Source organism: Flavobacterium lindanitolerans (assembly GCF_002846575.1).
Classification (GTDB): domain Bacteria; phylum Bacteroidota; class Bacteroidia; order Flavobacteriales; family Flavobacteriaceae; genus Flavobacterium; species Flavobacterium lindanitolerans.
In genome coordinates, this window is record NZ_PJND01000007.1 from 1,721,104 (window position 1) to 1,738,333 (window position 17,230).

16 protein-coding genes are annotated in these 17,230 nt (G+C 36.0%); 7 read left to right on the forward strand and 9 right to left on the reverse strand.

Going from position 1 to position 17,230, the window contains the following annotated elements:
* Nucleotides 1-133: 133 nt before the first annotated feature.
* The 6 genes from B0G92_RS07550 (at nt 134) to B0G92_RS07575 (ending at nt 6,147) form a co-directional block, all read left to right on the forward strand.
* Entirely contained in the window at nt 134-2,287 is a 2,154-nt protein-coding gene (locus tag B0G92_RS07550; protein ID WP_101471649.1) for a TonB-dependent receptor, read from the forward strand.
* Between the two features lie 401 nt (nt 2,288-2,688).
* Nucleotides 2,689-3,318, forward strand: coding sequence for a tetratricopeptide repeat protein (locus B0G92_RS07555; protein ID WP_101471650.1), 630 nt, complete (start codon nt 2,689-2,691; stop codon nt 3,316-3,318).
* 21 nt (nt 3,319-3,339) lie between these two features.
* The gene (locus B0G92_RS07560) at nt 3,340-4,695 is read left to right on the forward strand and encodes a 2TM domain-containing protein (protein ID WP_245867736.1); all 1,356 of its coding nucleotides are present in this window, start codon (nt 3,340-3,342) and stop codon (nt 4,693-4,695) included.
* Nucleotides 4,686-5,030 (forward strand): 2TM domain-containing protein, encoded by a 345-nt coding sequence (locus B0G92_RS07565; protein WP_235498583.1) that lies wholly within the window; start codon nt 4,686-4,688, stop codon nt 5,028-5,030. The genes B0G92_RS07560 and B0G92_RS07565 overlap by 10 nt, the downstream gene beginning before the upstream one ends.
* Before the next feature lie 4 nt (nt 5,031-5,034).
* Nucleotides 5,035-5,352 carry a 2TM domain-containing protein gene (locus B0G92_RS07570; RefSeq protein WP_101472051.1) on the forward strand — a complete coding sequence of 106 codons (318 nt, stop codon included), beginning with the start codon at nt 5,035-5,037 and terminating at the stop codon, nt 5,350-5,352.
* Nucleotides 5,353-5,391: 39 nt separating this feature from the next.
* Nucleotides 5,392-6,147, forward strand: coding sequence for a LytR/AlgR family response regulator transcription factor (locus B0G92_RS07575; RefSeq protein WP_101471652.1), 756 nt, complete (start codon nt 5,392-5,394; stop codon nt 6,145-6,147).
* Between the two features lie 379 nt (nt 6,148-6,526).
* Here the strand turns inward: B0G92_RS07575 and B0G92_RS07580 are convergent, their stop codons facing one another.
* From B0G92_RS07580 to B0G92_RS07620, 9 genes are all read right to left on the reverse strand, one after another.
* A complete protein-coding gene (locus tag B0G92_RS07580) occupies nt 6,527-8,224 on the reverse strand; it encodes a S41 family peptidase (RefSeq protein WP_101471653.1) in 1,698 nt (565 codons plus the stop codon).
* A 5-nt stretch (nt 8,225-8,229) separates the two neighbouring features.
* Nucleotides 8,230-9,255, reverse strand: coding sequence for a COX15/CtaA family protein (locus tag B0G92_RS07585; RefSeq protein WP_101471654.1), 1,026 nt, complete (start codon nt 9,253-9,255; stop codon nt 8,230-8,232).
* Nucleotides 9,256-9,290: 35 nt separating this feature from the next.
* Complete coding sequence (locus B0G92_RS07590; protein WP_101471655.1) at nt 9,291-10,724, reverse strand: CCA tRNA nucleotidyltransferase; 1,434 nt, start codon at nt 10,722-10,724, stop codon at nt 9,291-9,293.
* Nucleotides 10,725-10,761: 37 nt separating this feature from the next.
* On the reverse strand, nt 10,762-11,322 hold the full coding sequence (locus B0G92_RS07595) for an L-threonylcarbamoyladenylate synthase (RefSeq protein ID WP_101471656.1): 561 nt from the start codon (nt 11,320-11,322) through the stop codon (nt 10,762-10,764).
* The gene (locus B0G92_RS07600; protein WP_101471657.1) at nt 11,319-11,951 is read right to left on the reverse strand and encodes an acetyltransferase; all 633 of its coding nucleotides are present in this window, start codon (nt 11,949-11,951) and stop codon (nt 11,319-11,321) included. The genes B0G92_RS07595 and B0G92_RS07600 overlap by 4 nt, the downstream gene beginning before the upstream one ends.
* Nucleotides 11,948-13,021 (reverse strand): DegT/DnrJ/EryC1/StrS family aminotransferase, encoded by a 1,074-nt coding sequence (locus B0G92_RS07605; RefSeq protein WP_101471658.1) that lies wholly within the window; start codon nt 13,019-13,021, stop codon nt 11,948-11,950. Before B0G92_RS07605 ends, B0G92_RS07600 begins: the two co-directional genes overlap by 4 nt.
* Nucleotides 13,022-13,026: 5 nt before the next feature.
* Nucleotides 13,027-14,163, reverse strand: a complete 1,137-nt coding sequence (locus B0G92_RS07610; RefSeq protein ID WP_101471659.1) for a hypothetical protein — start codon at nt 14,161-14,163, stop codon at nt 13,027-13,029.
* Nucleotides 14,164-14,169: 6 nt separating this feature from the next.
* Nucleotides 14,170-15,123 (reverse strand): WaaS/CpsH family glycosyltransferase, encoded by a 954-nt coding sequence (locus B0G92_RS07615; RefSeq protein WP_101471660.1) that lies wholly within the window; start codon nt 15,121-15,123, stop codon nt 14,170-14,172.
* 386 nt (nt 15,124-15,509) lie between these two features.
* Nucleotides 15,510-16,361 (reverse strand): glycosyltransferase, encoded by an 852-nt coding sequence (locus B0G92_RS07620; protein WP_101471661.1) that lies wholly within the window; start codon nt 16,359-16,361, stop codon nt 15,510-15,512.
* A gap of 110 nt (nt 16,362-16,471) precedes the next feature.
* Here B0G92_RS07620 and B0G92_RS07625 point away from each other — a divergent pair, with 110 nt between their 5' ends.
* On the forward strand, nt 16,472-17,230 hold the full coding sequence (locus tag B0G92_RS07625; RefSeq protein ID WP_101471662.1) for a lipopolysaccharide kinase InaA family protein: 759 nt from the start codon (nt 16,472-16,474) through the stop codon (nt 17,228-17,230).

Sequence of the window (17,230 nt, forward strand, 5' to 3'; positions counted from 1 at the left end):
AAAAACAAAATTACATGAGGAAGGTTTTTGTGATAGCATTGCAATTCATCCATGAAAAATTACAATTCGGTAATCTTTATTATGAAAGAAAGTTTTCCAAATGCAACTTTGCTCCATCAAAAACACCTAATCAATGAAAAATATTTTTACACTACTGTTTCTTATTTTATCTGCCGCAACTTTTGCGCAGCAAACTATTTCAGGAAAAGTCACTGATGAAAAGGGGCGTCCTGTTACGGGAGCCAATGTTTTTATTGAAGGAACCTATGACGGGGATTCTTCAGATGAACAGGGGAATTTCAGTTTTCAGACTACTGTAACCGGAAAGCAAAATCTTGTGGTTACCTTTTTAACTTTTGAAACCTATAATCAGGAAATAGTAGTTGAAGATTTTAAAAACAGAACTGTCAAATTAAAAGAATCGGTTAATACGCTTGATGCCGTTGTGATTACTGCCGGAACATTTGAGTCGGGCGATAAAGCAAGAACTTCAGTTTTAAAACCTTTGGACATTGTTACGACGGCAGGTGCTGCTGGTGATATTGTTGGAGCATTGCTTACTTTGCCGGGAGCGCAGACTGTTGGAGAAGACGGCCGTCTTTTTGTAAGAGGAGGCGAGGCCGATGAGACGCAGACGTATGTTGACGGGCTTCGCGTTTCACAACCTTATGGCGCAACAACAAACAACCTGCCTACACGAGGGCGATTTTCTCCTTTTCTTTTTAGCGGTATTGCCTTTTCAACGGGAGGTTACAGTGCAGAATATGGAGAAGCATTGTCAAGTGTTTTGTTGTTGAATACAATCGAAGACCCAGACCAGGAAAAGACAGAAATTTCATTGATGACTGTTGGTTTAGGATTGGGAAATACGCAAAAATGGGAAAAGAGTTCTTTAAGCGTAAATGCTTCCTATGCTAATCTGGCACCTTATCAGGCAGCGGTTCCACAAGCTGTAGATTGGAACAGGGCCTATCAGTCCATTTCAGGAGAGTTGGTTTACCGCTATCATTTTAATAATGGAACCCTGAAGACCTACATGGCTTTTGATGCGGCAGATTTTGACCTGAACCAGGAAGATATTAACCGTCCTGAAAAAATCAGGGTAGATGTACGAAATAATAATTTCTATATGAATTCTTCTTATAAAGGATATTTTGGAAGCAACTATCAACTGACTACAGGAATTAGCTATGGCTATTCGCAGAATAAGATAGGAATAGCTTTGGATGATGTGAAAAATGCCGAACATGCTACGCATATGAAGATAAAAATTGGTAAAAATATTACCGAAAGAATAAAATTGACCGCTGGGGCTGATTATTTCACGACTAAATTTGATGAAGATTATGCCCAAAATGCAGGAAGCACCTTTTCTTCAGGATATGACAATAATATTGCAGCGGCCTATGCAGAAACGAATGTTTTTTTCTCAAAAAGATTTGCAGCTAAAGCCGGTTTCCGTTTTTCGTATACCGATTTATTACAGGAGTCTAACCTTTCACCAAGATTTTCTTTGGGTTACAAGGTAAGTGATAACGGACAGCTGTCTTTTGCTTATGGAGATTTTGTACAATCACCAAGACAGGAATACCTGAAATATTCCAACCAATTCGAAAGTGAGAAAACGGCACACTATATATTGAATTATGAATACAGCAAGACCGGGAGAATATTCCGCGCCGAAGCTTATTTTAAGCAATACCGAGATCTGGTAAAATATGATACTCAAACAGTTCAGTTTGACTCTCAATTTAATAATAACGGAAAAGGTTTTGCAAAAGGAATCGACCTGTATTGGAGAGATAATACAACATTTAAGAATCTGGAGTACTGGTTTTCTTATTCTTATATCGATACGGAAAGAGATTTTAAAAATTATCCAAAAGAAGTGACTCCAAGTTTCGTGGCAGACCATTCGTTTTCTGTAGTTACAAAATATTGGATAAACAGCCTGAGGTCTCAAATTGGATTAACTCATAGCTTTAATTCAGGAAGACCTTATAATAATCCTAACGAAACCAGTTTTATGAACGGAAAAACAAAGTCTTATAACAACCTGAGTCTGAGTTGGGCTTATTTGGTTTCACAACAAAAAATACTTTATTTCTCAGTTTCAAACGTTTTGGGAACAGATAATGTCTTCGGATACCAGTATGCAAACAATCCTGATGCCAGCGGCCAATTCCAACGCAGATCTATAGGACAACCGGCAGACCGCTTCATATTTGTTGGCTTTTTCTGGACGATAAGTGACAATAAGAAAGATAATCAGTTGAAGAATTTATAGAGAGTTGCTAAGTGGCTAAGGTTCTAAGTTGCTGAGGTTTGTTTTGGGAATGTAGATGTGAGTACTTTTGAAAAAGAGTAGTTTAAAAGTTGCTAAGGTTCTAAGGCGCTAAGTGGCTGAGGATTGTTTTTGAGGGCTAGGTGTTAATACTTCGAAAAAAGGTTTGTTTAAAAGATGCTAAGGTCCTAAGGAAAAGAACCAAACATTTACCTTCACATCTCAAAACCTTAGTACCTCAGTACTTTAGAACCTTAGCCACTTAAAAAAAACAATTCATCCCTAAAATTCAACAACTCAGTAAGTCTCTTTTTTAAAAGATAAAATTCCGAAGCAAATTTGTATCAGAATAATAAACGTTTCAATCATCAAAAAAATAATACCAACCTAAAAATTTTTCAATTATGACAAAATGTATCATTACTCTCGTTTTTTTTGTGACTTCTTTAGTAGGCGCACAAACACAATATGAACAAGGAATGCAGAAAGCTTTTGCGCTTTGGGGCGAAGGAAAAACTACAGAAGCATCGGCTATGTTTGAAAGGATAGCATCTGCAGAAAAAAACAACTGGCTTCCAAATTATTATGTGTCAATGGTCAATACGACAGCGGCTTTTCAGACAAAAGATAAAGATAAGGTAGCTGCGTTGTTAGGGAAAGCTCAGGAAGCATTGAATATAGAACTGGATAAAAATCCTGAAAATCCGGAATTGTTAGTACTACAGGCAATGATTAATACAGCCTGGATTGTGTCTGACCCAATGACAAACGGAATGAAACTTTCAGCCAAGACAGTAGAAATTTATAATAAAGCTTTGGCGATAGCTCCGGAAAACCCAAGAGCATTATTTTCAAAAGCAGAATTTGAAATTGGAGGAGCGCGTTATTTCGGGAATGACACCAAACCAATGTGCGCGGAGATTGACAAAGCAATAGAACTTTTTGCTAAATTTAAACCGGAAACTCCTTTTCACCCAAGCTGGGGATTAGACAGAGCCTTAGAAGCTCAGAAAGAGTGCAATAAAAAGAAATAATAATTACCAATCACTTCTTCCATGCAAAAAGCTATCAAATATTTTTTTAAGACTATCGTAACAGGTTTTGTTGTTAGTTGTGCCATCATAGCAATAATGTTTGTGCTTGAAGCCATGTTTGGAAGAAGTTTTAAGATAGATGCTTCTTTGTTTAAGGAAATGGGGTATTACTTTCTATATGGTATTGTACTAACCGCTATCAATTCTACCTATTTTGATTTTATGAACAATAGAATAGAGTGGAAGAAATACAAAAGATACAGATTTACCCTTAGTATTCTTGGAAGTGTTGTTCTTACTGTTATTGGAATTTTTATCATAAGATTGTTCATTGCATTGGTTCTGGAGCAAAGGAGTTATTCAGAATTTATTGCCAATGAAAACCATAGGTTCTATGTTGTCTGTCTGATGATAACCATGGTCGTGACTCTGGCTTTCCATTTGATTTATTTCTACAAGAAATCTCAGGAAAATAAAGTTAAGGAACAGAAGATTATTGCCGGAACAGCCTCTGCAAAGTTTGAGACATTAAAGAACCAGATTGACCCGCATTTCCTGTTCAACAGCCTGAACGTATTGACATCGCTGATTGAAGAAAACCAGGACAATGCACAAAAGTTCACAACGTCGCTGTCTAAAATCTACCGTTATGTTTTGGAGCAAAAAGATAAGGAGTTGGTAAGCGTGGAAGAAGAGCTTTCGTTTGCCAAAACCTACATGAATCTCCTGAAAATGCGATTTGAAAACAGCGTGTTTTATGAACTGCCGGAATCGGTTAAAAATCCGGATGCAAAAGTAGTTCCGCTGTCGTTACAGCTTCTACTGGAAAATACGGTAAAACACAACATTGCCAGTGAAACAAAGCCTTTGCATATCAGGATTTATGAAAAAGGTGATTATCTGATTATTGAAAATGATTATCAGAAAAAAGAAGTCCTGCAAGACAGAAAAGGAGTAGGACTGCAGAATATCGTTGACCGGTATTCAATTATAACCAACAGGAAAGTAAGAATTGAGCAGACAGAAAAACATTTCAGAGTGGAACTGCCAATGCTCACCAAACAAATAGCAATTATGGAAACAGATTATAATACACAAGAAAGCACTTATCGTAAAGCGCAAAAAAAGGTAGAAGATATTAAAGGGTTTTATGGCAACCTGACCTCTTATATCGTAGTAAATATTGGATTGGCAGCGTTGAATTTGATAACATCACCCAGCCACCTATGGTTTCTTTATCCTGCAATTGGATGGGGAATAGGAGTAGCAGTACACGGAATGACCGTTTTTAACTATATGCCGTTTTTAGGCAGTGATTGGGAAGAGAAGAAAATCAGAGAACTGATGGAAAAAGACAAGCAAGACAAATGGCAGTAATAATAACCCAAATGGTCATGGAAAATTTTAATTCTGAAAAAATGGCTTATGAAAGAGCCAAAAAAAGAGCAAAAGAAATCAGGGGATTTTATTACAACCTCACGATGTATTGCATCATCATTCCTATATTGATTATCATCAATCTGGTTTTTACTCCTGAATTTCAATGGTTCTGGTTTTCAATGTTGGGCTGGGGTACAGGGCTTTTATGCCACGGAATGGCCGCATTCGGATACAATCCTTTTTTGGGAAAAAATTGGGAAGAGAAAAAAATAAAAGAGATTATTGAAAAGGAAAAAAGAAAACAGGACTATTACCAACAAAATATCAAATAAGAAAATGGAAAATCTAACTGAACAAGAACAACGAAGATTGGAACGCGCGCAGAAACGTGTTAAATCAATCTTAGGATTTTATAAGCATTTGATTGCTTATGTGTTGGTGAATTTATTTCTTATTTCGCGACACTATTTTGACCTCAAACCAGGAGAGGAGTTTTTTAAGTTTTCTACTTTTTCAGTAGCTTTCTTTTGGGGATTTGGGTTGGCTGTTCATGCTGCTTCTGTTTTTGGAAAGAACATCTTTTTAGGAGGAGATTGGGAAGAAAAGAAAATCAACGAAATCATGGAAAGAGAAAAAAACTCAAAATGGGAATAGCCCTTAATTAAAAACTTAAAATTAACCGCAATCAAGAATATGACAACCCTAATTATCGAAGACGAAAAACCGTCAGCAAGATTGCTGCAGAGAAAGCTTCAAAAATTGGATATAGAAACAAGTACGATGCTTCATTCGGTAGAAGAAGCAATTAACTGGTTTCAGGACAACCCGCACCCGGATTTGATTTTTTTAGATATCCAGCTTTCTGATGGACTATCATTTGAAATTTTTGATGCTATTGATATAAAAAGTGCCATTATTTTTACAACTGCTTATGATGAATATGCATTAAGAGCATTCAAATTAAACAGTATCGATTATCTGTTGAAGCCTATTGATGAAGATGATTTGGAAGCAGCCATCAATAAATTCAAATCCCGACAACCAAAAGCAGAATCCATGTCTCTGGATTTGGAAATGATAAAAAAAATGCTTGTCAGTCCGGATACCAAAAACTACAAGAAACGCTTTACGATTAAAACCGGACAACATCTGAAAATGATTAATATTGATGAGGTAGAATGTTTTTACAGTGAAAATAAAGGTACTTATCTGCATACGACAGACAACAGGGATTATCTTCTGGAAGGAACTCTGGAGCAGCTTGAAACCGAATTGGATCCTAAAGACTTTTTCCGCGTGAGCCGCAAATTCATTGTTCCTATGAAAACAATCAAGGATATTGTAGTATACAGCAATTCAAGACTGAAATTAATCCTTCCAACCTATAAGGAAGATGAAGTAATTGTTAGCCGGGAACGGGTTAATGATTTTAAAAACTGGATAGGCTAAAAAAGAGACTGTTTCAAAAGCTATCGGGTTGATAAAGCTAATGAAACAGTCCTTGGATCATTTTTTTGGTCTTATTATGTAATGGTAAATTTGTTTATTTTAAATTCATTTTACTGAATTTTCCAAATTATTCCTGATTACTACAGATTAAAAAATGAACTCAAAATCAAATAAAGATTTGATTCTTTTTGTGCGATTTCTGTATTGTAAAGTTACTATAACACCATCACAGAAATGTTATATCATTTTGATAATTAGTTATATAATATTTTATTATTAGAAATTTTGCGGCTCCGCGTCTTTGCGTGAAATAGTTGCTGGCAAAGGCACAGAGACGCAAAGCTGGAGTTTACTTTTAATAGGGTTTCAGATAATCAATTTATTTTTTAAGTATTACTTCAAAGCCTTTTTCGATAAGTGGGTCCCGCTTATTTTGAAGGTCAGAAATGTTTGGTTTTACTTTAATGTCAGGAACAATTCCTATTCTCTGCGTTTCTTTTCTATCCGGATAAAAGATTCCTACGCCAGAAAAAATCATTTTTTCGCCATTCACTAAAGGAATAGTAGTTTCGTTACCGTCGGCTCCGGCTGTCTGGCTTCCTATAACGGTAATATGTGGTGCTGTTTTGAAAATCATAGACCACATTTCAAAAAGGCTCTGCGTATTTTCATTAATAAGGATAACGACATGACCTTTATAATAATCAGGATTTTCCTTGCCAATGTATTTATAATCTTCCGTGATGATGTAATCCTGCCAACAGAATCTTCCTGGTTTGCTAAAATCGGGCTTTGTCAGAATGCCAAACCATTTAGGTTCCGGAAAAAGATAGTTGAAAGTTTTTACAACTCCGCCGTTTGTACTGTATCCTCTCAGGTCAAACACTATTCCTTTTGTATTTTTCATAGCCTTCATAATGCTGTCAACTTCTGAAGTTTCGAAAAAAGAAAAGTCAATGTAGCCTATATTGTCCTTATTGATAGCTGAGTAGATTACTTTTTTTGCAGTTTCATCATAACGTACTAAGCTATTGTCAGGAATTCCATTTTCAAACCATAACCCGCCTGTTCTGTCAATTCTATCAATCTTTTTTTGAAATGGCTTTTTGTTTTTGTCGTAACCTTTAATCGTAAAACTTCCTTTTTCGCCATAGAACATATAATTATAGGAATCTCTGATTTTTACAGAAGTATTGGAAGCCGAAATGTATTTTGAATTTCTTTGGATAATCCTGTCAATAGATTCGCCATTTACCGTTTCAATCACATCTCCATATTCAATGCCTATGGCTTTGCATATTTCAACATCAACAGGTTTTGTAACTACAATTTTATTTTCGGCTATCTGATAGGTAAAAGGAGCACCGTAATTTCCAAAAATCTCTTTGTAATTTACAGGTTCAATTCTTGAATGCGTGTCTTCAATTGAGCCTGAAAAAAGCATCATTGTTTTTTTATAAGAAAGCGCATCAGTTGCATTTTTAACCAATGGGATAAATTCTGCCAAAACATTGTCCCATTTTTTTGAAATACCATATTTGTAAGGGTAAAAATATTCAATAACATTCCAAGCTCTGAACAGGTTCAGGATACGGTAGTTTTCTTGTAATGCTTTTTCTGTGTATGTTTTTTCATTACCGCCACTATAACGGATAAAATTTGGTTTTTGGCAATAATAGCCGCCCGGTATCTGATTGGATGAAACCAGACCGGAAAGGTATTTTTTTTGTGCAGCATTAAGATTCTTATCCTTTTGAATCCAGGCTGTTGACAGGTTTCTATTGTCCTGGTCTTTACAAATTACCGCTTCAGCCTTTTTTATCACGGTTTTAGTTTTCAGAAAATCAATCCACTCTGTTATGGTTTTTTCTGCAGGAAGCTTTTGGTCTAAGGCCTTAACCAATAAGGAGTCGGCATCTATTTTACCACTTGAAAGAACAGGTTCATAATACTTTAACAGTCCCCAGGTTTTGCAGATTGTTATCAGGTCTTTATCCGAAATGGATTTTTTATTTTGGCCTAAAGCCATTGTGGTCAATAAAAGACAACTGCAAATCACTAAGAAGGGTTGTTTCATAAATGTTATTTTATTTCTCTGTTTTTACTTTCTAAAATTAGGTAAAACTGCGTTCCAAACAAAAGTGATGCGACTACAAGATGTATGGTTTGTGAACCAAACGGGAAATCGTACCAATACATCACAATTCCCGAAAGTATCTCAATGCCTAAAAGCCACATCACCCAGTTGATTTTTTTGAAACCTAGCTGTAATTTATTGTTTCGGGTAATTAGAATTACATTGACAAGCAAGACTACAAATGAAAAAGTTCTGTGGAAATAAAACCCGATAATAGGGTCTTCCAGAATTTTATGCATAGCATCATAGCCATAAATTTTAACCTGTTCATCCACAAATTGGCGCACCTGTGTTCCTAAGATAATCTGGGTCAATGTCAATATCAGCGAAATAATCAGGACGCTGTCAAAAACTTTGTCAAATTTTAGTGGTGTTGCAGGTTTTGGCTTTGCCAGATTTAAAATGTACAAAATAATGCATACAATTAATAGCGCCATCACCATGTGGATGGTAATTTTTACAGGATTCAATACAGAATAAACAACTGTTGCTCCTAACCAGGCCTGAAAACCCATTAAAAAGACCACAAGCCATGAAAGCAGCGTTATCTTTTTATTCTGTTTCCACAGGCTGAAAGAAAAGACAGCCATGACAAAGCAGGCCAATCCGGCCAACGCTCCAACCAAACGGTTGATATATTCTACCCAGGTATGCGTTGGATTAAACGAGGCATAGTCGTGTTTTGTATAAACCTGCCAGTGATTTTCTTCAAATTCACTGCCTGATTTGAAATCCTCCTGTGCCACGAGCAATTTTTCGCCACGAATAATTACCTGCCCTTTTTTAAATTCGCGTTCAGGCGACCACGTAAGTTCAGAAATATCTGTTGGCGGAATATAGTAGCCAAAACATTTAGGCCAGTCCGGACAACCCATTCCGGAACCGGTCATTCGTACTAAGGCACCGGCAATGATTACCAAATAAACCAGAATCAGGGCTGTTTTGGTAATGGAGGAAAAATATTTTTTCATTTTTAGTTAGTTTGAATTCGAATTGGATGAGGCGCCTAGTTGGCTGTTTTTTGCAATCCTAATTTTTCCGCTCTTTTCAGCATGAAATTATAGGCGGGCTGATATTCGTTAGGGATTTCTCCTTCAAGAATAGCCTCCTTAATAGCTTCTTTCAATATACCGATTTCTCTTCCGGGCTTTAAGCCGAATGTTTCCATGATTTCTTCTCCGGAAATAGGCGGCTGAAACTTTCTGATGTGGTCGCGCTCCTCCACTTCCACAATCTTTTGGCGTACAATCTTGAAATTATTATGGTATTTTTTGAATTTGTTCGGATTTTTTGTTGTGATGTCTGCCTCGCATAAAACCATCAGGTCTTCAATATCTTCTCCGGCATCAAAAACAAGCCTTCTTACGGCAGAATCGGTTACGATATCCTGTGATAATACGATAGGACGCGAACTCATCATTACCATTTTGGAAACATACTTCATTTTATGGTTCAATGGCATATGAAGCCTTTCGAATAATTTCTTGACCATTTTTCCGCCAACAAATTCATGGCCGTGGAACGACCATCCGTTTTTTTTATGGTGGCGTTTTGTAGGCGCTTTTCCAATATCGTGGAGCAGGGCAGCCCATCGAAGCCAAACATCATCTGTATTAGGGGCAATATTATCGACAACTTCCAAAGTATGGTAAAAATTGTCCTTATGGGTTTGTCCTTCAGATTCGTCAACACCTTCAAGTGCTGTCAACTCAGGCAGGATGATGTGTAATAACTTGGTTTGATGCAACAGGAGAAAACCAATTGAAGGCTTGTCTGTCATCAATATTTTATTTAACTCGTCAACGATTCGTTCACCGGAAATAATCTTTATTCTTTCTCTGTTTCGTTCGATTGCCTTGAGGGATTCTTCTTCTATATCAAAGTTTAATTGCGTGGCAAAACGAATAGCGCGCATCATACGAAGCGGGTCGTCAGAAAAAGTAATATCCGGATTGAGAGGCGTCTTTATGATTTTGAGTTCCAGGTCGGATAATCCGTTGAACGGGTCAACAAGTTCTCCGAAATTGGCCTCATTTAGTGAAATGGCCAAAGCATTGATGGTGAAATCCCTGCGGTTTTGGTCGTCTTCCAAAGTTCCGTTTTCAACTACAGGATTTCTGCTTTCAAAATGATAGGACTCCTTTCTGGCGCCTACAAATTCAATTTCAGTATCTTCAAATCGGAGCATGGCCGTTCCATAAGTTTTAAAAACCTGGACTTTTGGCTTTTTTGGAAGCATTTCAGAAACTTTCAAAGCCAGCTCAATGCCGCTTCCAACAGCAACAATATCGATATCTTTTTTAAATTTTCTTTTTAAAAGTAAATCCCGTACGAATCCTCCAATAACATAACTGTCAATGTTGAGCTCTTTGGAAGCCTGCGCGATTACATGGAATATTTTGCTGTTTACTGCTTCTTTATATGAAGTTTTGTCTTTCATTATTATGCTTAAAGTTCTGAGAACCGCAAACCGATTGCTATTTTCGGATTATCTTAACCTGGCTGTCTGAAGTCAGTTTGATAATAGCAGAAGGTTTTCCTGTCATCTTTTCTTGCTGCAAATTTACGACATAGTCAACGCCCTTTAAAATCTCCGGGCTAATTTCTTTGTAATTTATAGGAGTAGGTTCTCCGGATATGTTGGCAGAAGTAGAAACAAGAGGTTTTTTCATGCGTTCCAGCAGTTTGTAGCAGAAAGGTTCTTTTACGATTCTCATGCCCAAAGTGTTGTCAGGAGCAATCAGGTTTTTGGCAATGTTTCTCGGATTGTCTAAAATCAGCGTTGTCGGTTTTTCAGAAAGGTCTAAAATCTGCCAGGCCACTTCGGGAATATCCTTGAAGACATTATATACCATTCTTTCGCCATTCATCAGGACAATCATTGATTTTGACTCTTCTCTTCTTTTTAGGACATAGATTTTCGCTACTGCGTCTGGATTGGTCGCATCACATCCAATTCCCCAAACGGTCTCCGTAGGATAAAGAATAATACCGCCTTCTTTGATTACTTCGTAAGCTTTGTGAACTTCTTCGTTCATATTTTTGGAACGTTATATTTAATTATTTTTCCCGGAACACCAATAACAACCGCATTGTCTTCAATGTCTTTTGTGATAACGGCACCGGCTCCTATAGTTACATTTTTTCCGACTTTCAATTTAGGTAAAATTGTGGCATTGGCACCAATTGTTGTAAAAGCACCAATTTCGCAATTGCCCAAAACTTTTGCTCCCGGCGATATTTCTGCAAATTCGCCAATTTTACAGTCATGGTGGATACTCGCATAAGCATTGATCAATACACCGTTTCCAATAAAAGTGTCTGCAGATACAAATGCAAAAGGCATGATGTTCAGTCCTTTTCCCAAAACGGCACTTTTGCTCACAACAGCGTTTTTGGCTATTGCTGAAACAGGGTTGCCATTGTATTCTAAAAACAGGTTGTAAACTTTATTTCTGCTAAAAGGATTACCAAGTCCTAAGATAAAATCGGGATTTTTTTTGAGTTGGGACCGGGCTTGTTCGGTAGTTTTTAGAATCGGATATGAGAATAAAGAATCTTCAAGGTCGGCACTAACGTTGTCAAAAAAATAAAACGAATCGGGTGCATCGATGGTTAAAACATCGAAAACTTCCTTAGCATGACCTTTTGCTCCAATAATTATCATATGTTTTGATTGATTATAGAAGTGATTTTTTCTAAATCTTCTGTTTTTAATCCCACATACAAAGGAAGGCACATCACCCTTTTTGAAACAGATTCCGAAACAGGCATTTCGGTATTTTTTATAAAATTAACCGTATTCAGGGATGGATAAAAATACCTTCTTGGGAAAATCTGATTCTCGTTTAATGCCTTTTGTACTCTTAACAGCGTTTCTTCAGAATCCAGAATTATAGGATAATAGCTGTAATTCCATTTGGTGTTTTCCCGAATCTTCAAGCCTTGCAGATTGGAAAAGTTTAAATTGGCGTTATAAAAATCGACCACTTTTTTTCGTTCGGCGAGAATGTTATCGATATAAGGCAAAACGGCCAGACCCATAGCAGATTGAAGTTCTGAAATTTTAGCATTGATTCCTAAACCATGAAAATCCAAAGGTCCGTTGTGTCCGAAATTATGGCTGTAATATAATTTATGAAAAAGTTCTTTGTCTTTACAGAAAAGGGCTCCGCCTTCACCCGTATGGAACAATTTGGTTGCATGGAAACTGCAGGTACTCACATCGCCAAAATTAAAAAGAGACTGATTTTTATATTCTACACCAAAAGAATGGGCAGCATCATAAATGACCTTTAAATTATGTTTTTTAGCGATAGCTTCAATTGCTTCCACCTGACAGGGGTTGCCAAAAACATGAGTAGCTAGTATTGCTGTAGTTTTTGGAGTTATGGCAGCTTCTATTTTGGTTTCGTCAATTGTAAGATATTCGGGGTTGATGTCAACAAAAACAGGTTCGCAATGTTCCCAGACTATTGCAGAAGTTGTAGCAACATAAGAAAAAGGTGTCGTGATGATTTCTCCTCCTTTTCCCAAAAGTTTCAGTGCAATTTGTAATGGAACAGTACCGTTATTGGTGATTAAAATAGAATCAGTATTCAGCCATTCTTTCAGCTTGTTTTCCAATTCTAAGGTCAACTGGCCCCTGTTTGTAAGCCACAAACTATCCCAAGCTCTTTTAACCAGGTTGTTATATTCGCTTTGCGGTGGTAAAAATGTCTGTGTTACGTTTATCATTTTGATTATTTAAAATCAAAGTTATGCAAATAATACTGCTTTATGTTATTCTCAAGCATGTTAAAACTGTATAATTTGTTAACAATGATGTCTAGTTTGTCCTGATATTCTTTAAAAGTTTCAGGATTATCATAATGTTTAATATCATTTGCTATCTTTTCATTCATTTCATCAAATGAAGAATAAAGCGTTGGCAGGTTCTTGAAATCTTCGGTAAAGAAAATCTCATTGTAAACGGCAAATGAAATACCTCCGGAGAAAATAGTTTCTATAAGATAACCATCCAATCCTTCACCAAAAGTAATGACAAATTTGGCTCTTGAAGCATAATCCTTATAAGTATCATACTTCATGTTTGTTATTTCAACAAAAGTATAATGCGGCAGTTTGGCTTTTAGATTTGCCAAAATTCCCTCTTTTGTCAGCGTACTTGAATTGGGAACCCATTGAATTTTATCTGGAGAATAGATAACCAGATTTTCTTTTTCACTAAATGCCTTTCTGTTGTAGGGAGTTGGGCTTAACCAGGCTGAAAAAAGATGAAGCGGCACGCCGTAATAATTTCTTTTTTCAAGTGTAGCATAACGCTTGTGTGCCATGGTCATAGTCGTGTTTGGGAACATTTTCTTGACATTGTCGATTTTTTCAATCGGTGGCATAAAAAGGTCATTCTGGTTGAGCAGGTTGATTTTTATATCTTTTATATTTTCCGTCCATCTGAAAAAAGGAACCATACGTTTGTTCCCTTTATTGAAAGCAGCAATCATTACATCCGGGATATGAATTTCCGCAAAGTCAAGATGGTCAAAATACCTTTCAATTTCTTTGAAAGTGAAAATAATCATTTCGTTTGAAAACTTCCTGTATTTATAGTCGGTTTCACTTTTCCCGGGCAAAAAACTGGCAACCACGTCACATCCGTGAATGTCTTTTAACTTCCTGACAATGTTATAAATGGTGCATATTGACAAAATTCCTCCATTAATCCTGTCTGTTCCGGAAGGAACAAAAAACAGGATTAGTTTTTTTGTGTCGGAATAGTGTTCTTTAAAATATTTTTTTTTGAAGGATTTGTGGTGTCCCTGTAAAAAAAAGCTCATGAGCTGATGCTGAAATTTATGGAAATCTTTTTTTATTGACATAAATAGCTATTTGTGAAATAAAACATTTTGAATCCAGCCTCTAATCGTGTATTTGTGGTAAATTTCTTCAGGAAGCTTTTCATAGTCGCTTTCAAAGAACGAGGTAGGGATTACCGGATTTTTTTCGTCTATGACCAAAATATTATTGGGATTGTAGAAATCATAATTTACAATATCGAGATTGGTTGTTATGAGTTTCTTTTCTAATCCCATACTTTCAAAAATCCTGAATGTCAGCCCAAATTGTCCATCTCTTTTGATGTCTAAAAGGGCATTGGACTTTTCTATAAATTTTGAGATTTCTTCCAATGTGATTTTTTCAAAGAAAAATTCGATTTCGCTCTTCGGGCATTCCTTGTCTCTGCTCAAAACAATAATCTTGTGTTTTATCTGCTTCGACTTTAATTCAGAAATGATTTTTGAAAGAACAGGAAGTCTTTTGTCTTTGGAACAGATATTAAAAACCTGAAAATCAAACGGCCCTTTACTACTGTTCTTGTTCTCTTCATAAATCCAGTTAGGAGCAAACTTTAGACCTAATTTTTGACAGTCTTCCTTTTCAAAAGAAAATGCCTGGTCAAATGCAGAAGCAACCCGCTTTATTTTTGGACAACGGGTAGCACTGTCATTAAAAAAACCGATTGACTTTCGTGTATAATTTTTTAATTGCTTCAGGTATCTTTTGTCAATGAAGTCTCCCTTGATGGTCACAATCAAATCCTGCCTCTCACCAATTTGTTCCAGATGCTTGATGATTTCTTTTCCGTAATAGATATTTTTGATGTTTTTCCTGAAAAAGACCTTCAGGAAAGCATTATAAATTTTATAATAAAAATTAGGATATTTATATTTAAAATTATGGAAGTCAATATGGTGTACAGTGTGACCGTCCTGTTTTAAGACTTTAGCAATTCCTTCATTCAAACCCCAATTGTCAAAACTAATCAACGCAATTTTCATCTATCTCCTTTGTATCGGTTTGCAATAAGAAATTACGAAATAATTTCTTAAAATGGAACCTGATTTTGCTTTTTGTTTTATGTCTTTTGCCTAAATGTTGGTTGCTTCAATTCTCAATATTACTTGCAAAATGCTTGTAAAAAAATTTGATTTCCGCAAAGATAAGTTTTTTTAAACGGAAGAAACAAGCAATATGGATAATATGTTAAAAAAATCTTAATTAAATTGACAATCAATAATTTACAGGTGTTTTTAATGAGGATTTACCAATTAAGATTAGAATTTAAACAGTAAAAAGCAAAATAACAGTCTTAAAACTGAAACTTTAAAATAAATTCTTAGGGGGTGAGATGCTTGTGATAGAGAAGTCGAATCTCGACTCAAGATTATTTTATTTTATAAACACCCAATGCCTTTTTTATCTTTTTGCTTAAAAGAACCAATTTTACATACAATCGGTTTTTCAAACTCAGGAACATCCAGTTTTTATAGGGAATAAGTTCTTTTTCAATCAGGCTGTTCATTTTCTCTGATACAATAAAATCTTTATTGATATGCGCCCATTTTACATTGTCGTAACCGTCAAACTCATTCACCTTGTTTTTTTCATGAATGATTGACATCCATAAACGCTTGTCTGTAATCTGCGTAATACGGGTTTCCTTTTTCCACAACGTATGGTCGTTAAACCAAACAGTTTTCGGGTTTTCATTTTTTTCAATCAGGCTTATGAACGGATTGAAAATATGTTCTTTTTTACCTAATATGTAACGGGGTTTTACCTGTAGAGAATAGCCTTTGATAACATCAACAGCCTGATATTCCTGTGACTGAAATTTGTGCTGTACTTCGTTGATGAAATTTTTATGGATACAATCGTCATTGTCAATTCTTGAAGTAATCAAATAAGGAACATTCTGTGCATCTTCAGAAATAAACTGTTGGATAGCCGGATAAAATTCAGGCATACCATCAATATAAAAGGCTTTGATGTTTGTCTTATCCGAAATCAGGTTAGTTATGGCACTTTTATATTTTTCGGGTGTTGTAGTGTCAAAAAATATAAGCCAGTTAAAATCCGTATTGGTCTGCGCCACAACAGATGGGAAGCAAAAGTTCTCAAAGAGCCACATTCTGTCTTCCATCCACTCGTCGGTCAGTAAGGTTTCGTTATTTTTAGTAACGTTCCAATCAGGATTTCTCAGATTAAACCTAGTAATTAGATAGTGTTTAAACATTTATTGGGTGCTAATTAACCTTTCGGCAATTTTTTTGTAAAATTAAATTAATTATTTGAACTCTAAAATCGAAAATGGTTACTTTTGTGAACAAAATAAGAAAAGCATAAATGCACGAAGTTTACAATCCAAAATTCCTACACCAGAAAGAAGCCATACGGGACTGTATTGCTAATTTTGAGGCTAAAGGTATTTTGTTTGTTGACGGAAAGCGCAACAAAATCAGGCTCTTTGAATTGGATGAGATTACATTGAATGTCAAATCGTTCAAGATTCCTAATTTTATCAATCAGGTAGCCTATAAATTTTTCAGACGTTCAAAAGCCAGACGTTCTTTTGAGTTTGCCAATATTTTGCTGGAAAAAGGAATAGGAACCCCTCAGCCCATTGCTTATTTTGAAAATTTCAAAAATGTTCTTTACGACAGTTATTACATCAGCGAACAGTTGAATGCAGATTTGACGTTTAGGGAATTGACAACAGATTTGAATTATCCTGACCACGAGACCATACTAAGGCAGTTTGTGCGGTTTTCATTTAATTTACATGAAAATGGTATAGAATTTCTCGACCACACGCCAGGTAATACACTGATTAAAAAGAACGGTGAAGGGAATTATAATTTCTTTTTGGTTGACCTGAACAGAATGCAGTTTCATAAGTCCATGACCTTGAAGCAGCGTATTATCAATTTATCCAAACTCACACCCAAAAGAGAATTGGTTGAAGTAATGAGCGACGAATATGCAAAGCTTTATGGCAGGCCTTATGAAGAGGTTTTGCAAATGATGATTGTTGAAACGGAATCATTCAGAAACAGGTTTCATAGAAAGAAGCGGCTCAAGAAAAAACTGTTTTTCTGGAAATAA